Origin of the sequence: Streptococcus loxodontisalivarius (assembly GCF_016908645.1) — a bacterium.
GTDB classification, from domain to species: Bacteria; Bacillota; Bacilli; order Lactobacillales; family Streptococcaceae; genus Streptococcus; species Streptococcus loxodontisalivarius.
The window spans coordinates 1-5,039 of the sequence record NZ_JAFBEH010000076.1 but is presented as its reverse complement, the minus strand read 5'-3'; the positions used below and the strand labels follow the sequence as shown (position 1 = coordinate 5,039).

Here is a 5,039-nt window from a genome sequence, read left to right as displayed (position 1 = left end):
AAGACCTTTGAAAACTGAACAAGAAACCAAGTGCAGGGTTATGATAGAAATTATAACCTGTCAATTTACAAGAATAAATCGTCAGACGACGAGAATGAGTGAAAGCTCAAACTTTTTAATGAGAGTTTGATCCTGGCTCAGGACGAACGCTGGCGGCGTGCCTAATACATGCAAGTAGAACGCTGAATTCCGGTACTTGTACTGGAAGGAAGAGTTGCGAACGGGTGAGTAACGCGTAGGTAACCTACCTTGTAGCGGGGGATAACTATTGGAAACGATAGCTAATACCGCATAACAGTTGATAACTCATGTTATTAACTTGAAAGGGGCAACTGCTCCACTACAAGATGGACCTGCGTTGTATTAGCTAGTTGGTGAGGTAACGGCTCACCAAGGCGACGATACATAGCCGACCTGAGAGGGTGATCGGCCACACTGGGACTGAGACACGGCCCAGACTCCTACGGGAGGCAGCAGTAGGGAATCTTCGGCAATGGGGGCAACCCTGACCGAGCAACGCCGCGTGAGTGAAGAAGGTTTTCGGATCGTAAAGCTCTGTTGTTAGAGAAGAACGTTGATGAGAGTGGAAAGTTCATCAAGTGACGGTAACTAACCAGAAAGGGACGGCTAACTACGTGCCAGCAGCCGCGGTAATACGTAGGTCCCGAGCGTTGTCCGGATTTATTGGGCGTAAAGCGAGCGCAGGCGGTTTGATAAGTCTGAAGTTAAAGGCAGTGGCTCAACCATTGTTCGCTTTGGAAACTGTCAAACTTGAGTGCAGAAGGGGAGAGTGGAATTCCATGTGTAGCGGTGAAATGCGTAGATATATGGAGGAACACCGGTGGCGAAAGCGGCTCTCTGGTCTGTAACTGACGCTGAGGCTCGAAAGCGTGGGGAGCGAACAGGATTAGATACCCTGGTAGTCCACGCCGTAAACGATGAGTGCTAGGTGTTGGGTCCTTTCCGGGATTCAGTGCCGCAGCTAACGCATTAAGCACTCCGCCTGGGGAGTACGACCGCAAGGTTGAAACTCAAAGGAATTGACGGGGGCCCGCACAAGCGGTGGAGCATGTGGTTTAATTCGAAGCAACGCGAAGAACCTTACCAGGTCTTGACATCCCGATGCTATTCCTAGAGATAGGAAGTTTCTTCGGAACATCGGTGACAGGTGGTGCATGGTTGTCGTCAGCTCGTGTCGTGAGATGTTGGGTTAAGTCCCGCAACGAGCGCAACCCCTATTGTTAGTTGCCATCATTAAGTTGGGCACTCTAGCGAGACTGCCGGTAATAAACCGGAGGAAGGTGGGGATGACGTCAAATCATCATGCCCCTTATGACCTGGGCTACACACGTGCTACAATGGTTGGTACAACGAGTCGCAAGCCGGTGACGGCAAGCTAATCTCTTAAAGCCAATCTCAGTTCGGATTGTAGGCTGCAACTCGCCTACATGAAGTCGGAATCGCTAGTAATCGCGGATCAGCACGCCGCGGTGAATACGTTCCCGGGCCTTGTACACACCGCCCGTCACACCACGAGAGTTTGTAACACCCGAAGTCGGTGAGGTAACCTTTTAGGAGCCAGCCGCCTAAGGTGGGATAGATGATTGGGGTGAAGTCGTAACAAGGTAGCCGTATCGGAAGGTGCGGCTGGATCACCTCCTTTCTAAGGAAAAACGGAATGCACTGGAATCTTGTTTAGTTTTGAGAGGTCTTGTGGGGCCTTAGCTCAGCTGGGAGAGCGCCTGCTTTGCACGCAGGAGGTCAGCGGTTCGATCCCGCTAGGCTCCATTGAATCGAAAGATTCAAGTATTGTCCATTGAAAATTGAATATCTATATCAAATTCCACAATCAGAAATGATTGAGAATAGTAACAAGAAAATAAACCGAAAACGCTGTGAATATTTAATGAGTTTTCTAGTTTAAAAAAACTAGGTTAATAAGGTTAAGTTAATAAGGGCGCACGGTGGATGCCTTGGCACTAGAAGCCGATGAAGGACGTGACTAACGACGAAATGCTTTGGGGAGTTGTAAGTAAACTTTGATCCAGAGATGTCCGAATGGGGGAACCCGGCAGCTAATGGCTGTCATCCATAACTGTTAAGGTTATGAGAAGGAAGACGCAGTGAACTGAAACATCTAAGTAGCTGCAGGAAGAGAAAGCAAAAGCGATTGCCTTAGTAGCGGCGAGCGAAACGGCAAGAGGGCAAACCGAAGAGTTTACTCTTCGGGGTTGTAGGACTGCAACGTGGACTTAAAGATTATAGGAGAATTACCTGGGAAGGTAAGCCAAAGAGAGTAATAGCCTCGTATCTGAAATAGTCTTTATACCTAGCAGTATCCTGAGTACGGCGAGACACGAGAAATCTCGTCGGAAGCTGGGAGGACCATCTCCCAACCCTAAATACTCTCTAGTGACCGATAGTGAACCAGTACCGTGAGGGAAAGGTGAAAAGCACCCCGGGAGGGGAGTGAAATAGAACCTGAAACCGTGTGCCTACAACAAGTTCGAGCCCGTTAATGGGTGAGAGCGTGCCTTTTGTAGAATGAACCGGCGAGTTACGATATGATGCGAGGTTAAGTTGAAGAGACGGAGCCGTAGGGAAACCGAGTCTTAATAGGGCGAATTAGTATTATGTCGTAGACCCGAAACCATGTGACCTACCCATGAGCAGGATGAAGGTGCGGTAAGACGCACTGGAGGTCCGAACCAGGGCACGTTGAAAAGTGCTTGGATGACTTGTGGGTAGCGGAGAAATTCCAAACGAACTTGGAGATAGCTGGTTCTCTCCGAAATAGCTTTAGGGCTAGCGTCGATGTTAAGTCTCTTGGAGGTAGAGCACTGTTTGGGTGAGGGGTCCATCCCGGATTACCAATCTCAGATAAACTCCGAATGCCAACGAGATATAATCGGCAGTCAGACTGCGAGTGCTAAGATCCGTAGTCGAAAGGGAAACAGCCCAGACCACCAGCTAAGGTCCCAAAATATATGTTAAGTGGAAAAGGATGTGGGGTTGCACAGACAACTAGGATGTTAGCTTAGAAGCAGCTATTCATTCAAAGAGTGCGTAATAGCTCACTAGTCGAGTGACCCTGCGCCGAAAATGTACCGGGGCTAAAACATATTACCGAAGCTGTGGATCCCTTAGGGGATGGTAGGAGAGCGTTCTATGGGTGATGAAGGTGTACCGTGAGGAGCGCTGGAACGCATAGAAGTGAGAATGCCGGTATGAGTAGCGAAAGACAGGTGAGAATCCTGTCCACCGTAAGACTAAGGTTTCCAGGGGAAGGCTCGTCCGCCCTGGGTTAGTCGGGACCTAAGGAGAGACCGAAAGGTGTATCCGATGGACAACAGGTTGATATTCCTGTACTAGAGTATATAGTGATGGAGGGACGCAGTAGGCTAACTAAACCAGACGATTGGAAGTGTCTGGCCAAGCAGTGAGGTGTGATATGAGTCAAATGCTTGTATCTATAACATTGAGCTGTGATGGGGAACGAAATTTTAGTAGGAAGTTAGTGATGTCACACTGCCAAGAAAAGCTTCTAGCGTTAATTATACTCTACCCGTACCGCAAACCGACACAGGTAGTCGAGGCGAGTAGCCTCAGGTGAGCGAGAGAACTCTCGTTAAGGAACTCGGCAAAATGACCCCGTAACTTCGGGAGAAGGGGTGCTGACTTTAAGTCAGCCGCAGTGAATAGGCCCAAGCAACTGTTTATCAAAAACACAGCTCTCTGCTAAATCGTAAGATGATGTATAGGGGGTGACGCCTGCCCGGTGCTGGAAGGTTAAGAGGAGCGCTTAGCATTAGCGAAGGTGTGAATTGAAGCCCCAGTAAACGGCGGCCGTAACTATAACGGTCCTAAGGTAGCGAAATTCCTTGTCGGGTAAGTTCCGACCCGCACGAAAGGCGTAATGATTTGGGCACTGTCTCAACGAGAGACTCGGTGAAATTTTAGTACCTGTGAAGATGCAGGTTACCCGCGACAGGACGGAAAGACCCCATGGAGCTTTACTGCAGTTTGATATTGAGTATCTGTACCACATGTACAGGATAGGTAGGAGCCTATGAGATCGGGACGCCAGTTTCGATGGAGGCGTTGTTGGGATACTACCCTTGTGTTATGGCTACTCTAACCTAGATAGGTTATCCCTATCGGAGACAGTGTCTGACGGGCAGTTTGACTGGGGCGGTCGCCTCCTAAAAGGTAACGGAGGCGCCCAAAGGTTCCCTCAGAATGGTTGGAAATCATTCGCAGAGTGTAAAGGTATAAGGGAGCTTGACTGCGAGAGCTACAACTCGAGCAGGGACGAAAGTCGGGCTTAGTGATCCGGTGGTTCCGCATGGAAGGGCCATCGCTCAACGGATAAAAGCTACCCTGGGGATAACAGGCTTATCTCCCCCAAGAGTTCACATCGACGGGGAGGTTTGGCACCTCGATGTCGGCTCGTCGCATCCTGGGGCTGTAGTCGGTCCCAAGGGTTGGGCTGTTCGCCCATTAAAGCGGCACGCGAGCTGGGTTCAGAACGTCGTGAGACAGTTCGGTCCCTATCCGTCGCGGGCGTAGGAAATTTGAGAGGATCTGCTCCTAGTACGAGAGGACCAGAGTGGACTTACCGCTGGTGTACCAGTTGTCTTGCCAAAGGCATCGCTGGGTAGCTATGTAGGGAAGGGATAAGCGCTGAAAGCATCTAAGTGCGAAGCCCACCTCAAGATGAGATTTCCCATGATTTTATATCAGTAAGAGCCCTGAGAGATGATCAGGTTGATAGGTTAGAAGTGGAAGTGTGGTGACACATGTAGCGGACTAATACTAATAGCTCGAGGACTTATCCAAAATGAAACCAGTCAAGATATTGACAGCGTAGAGGTTTCTTGTTAGAATATAGATATTCAATTTTGAGTTGATAATACTCAATAGTTAAGTGACGATAGCCTAGGAGATACACCTGTTCCCATGCCGAACACAGAAGTTAAGACCTAGAACGCCTGATGTAGTTGGGGGTTGCCCCCTGTTAGATATGGAAGTCGCTTAGC

Annotated in this window: 1 tRNA gene and 3 rRNA genes; all 4 read left to right on the top strand. The window is 49.3% G+C overall.

Features of this window, described 5'->3' with window-relative positions:
• The first annotated feature begins 114 nt into the window (after positions 1 to 114).
• The 4 genes from JOC28_RS10295 (at position 115) to rrf (ending at position 5,039) form a co-directional block, all read left to right on the top strand.
• Positions 115 to 1,663 (top strand): 16S ribosomal RNA (locus tag JOC28_RS10295).
• Positions 1,664 to 1,715: 52 nt separating this feature from the next.
• Positions 1,716 to 1,788 (top strand) — tRNA-Ala (locus JOC28_RS10290).
• Positions 1,789 to 1,941: 153 nt separating this feature from the next.
• Positions 1,942 to 4,839: ribosomal RNA gene (locus tag JOC28_RS10285) — 23S ribosomal RNA — on the top strand.
• An 84-nt stretch (positions 4,840 to 4,923) separates the two neighbouring features.
• A 5S ribosomal RNA gene (gene rrf / locus JOC28_RS10280) occupies positions 4,924 to 5,039 on the top strand.
• Together the 16S, 23S and 5S rRNA genes with 1 tRNA gene alongside form the textbook arrangement of a ribosomal RNA operon.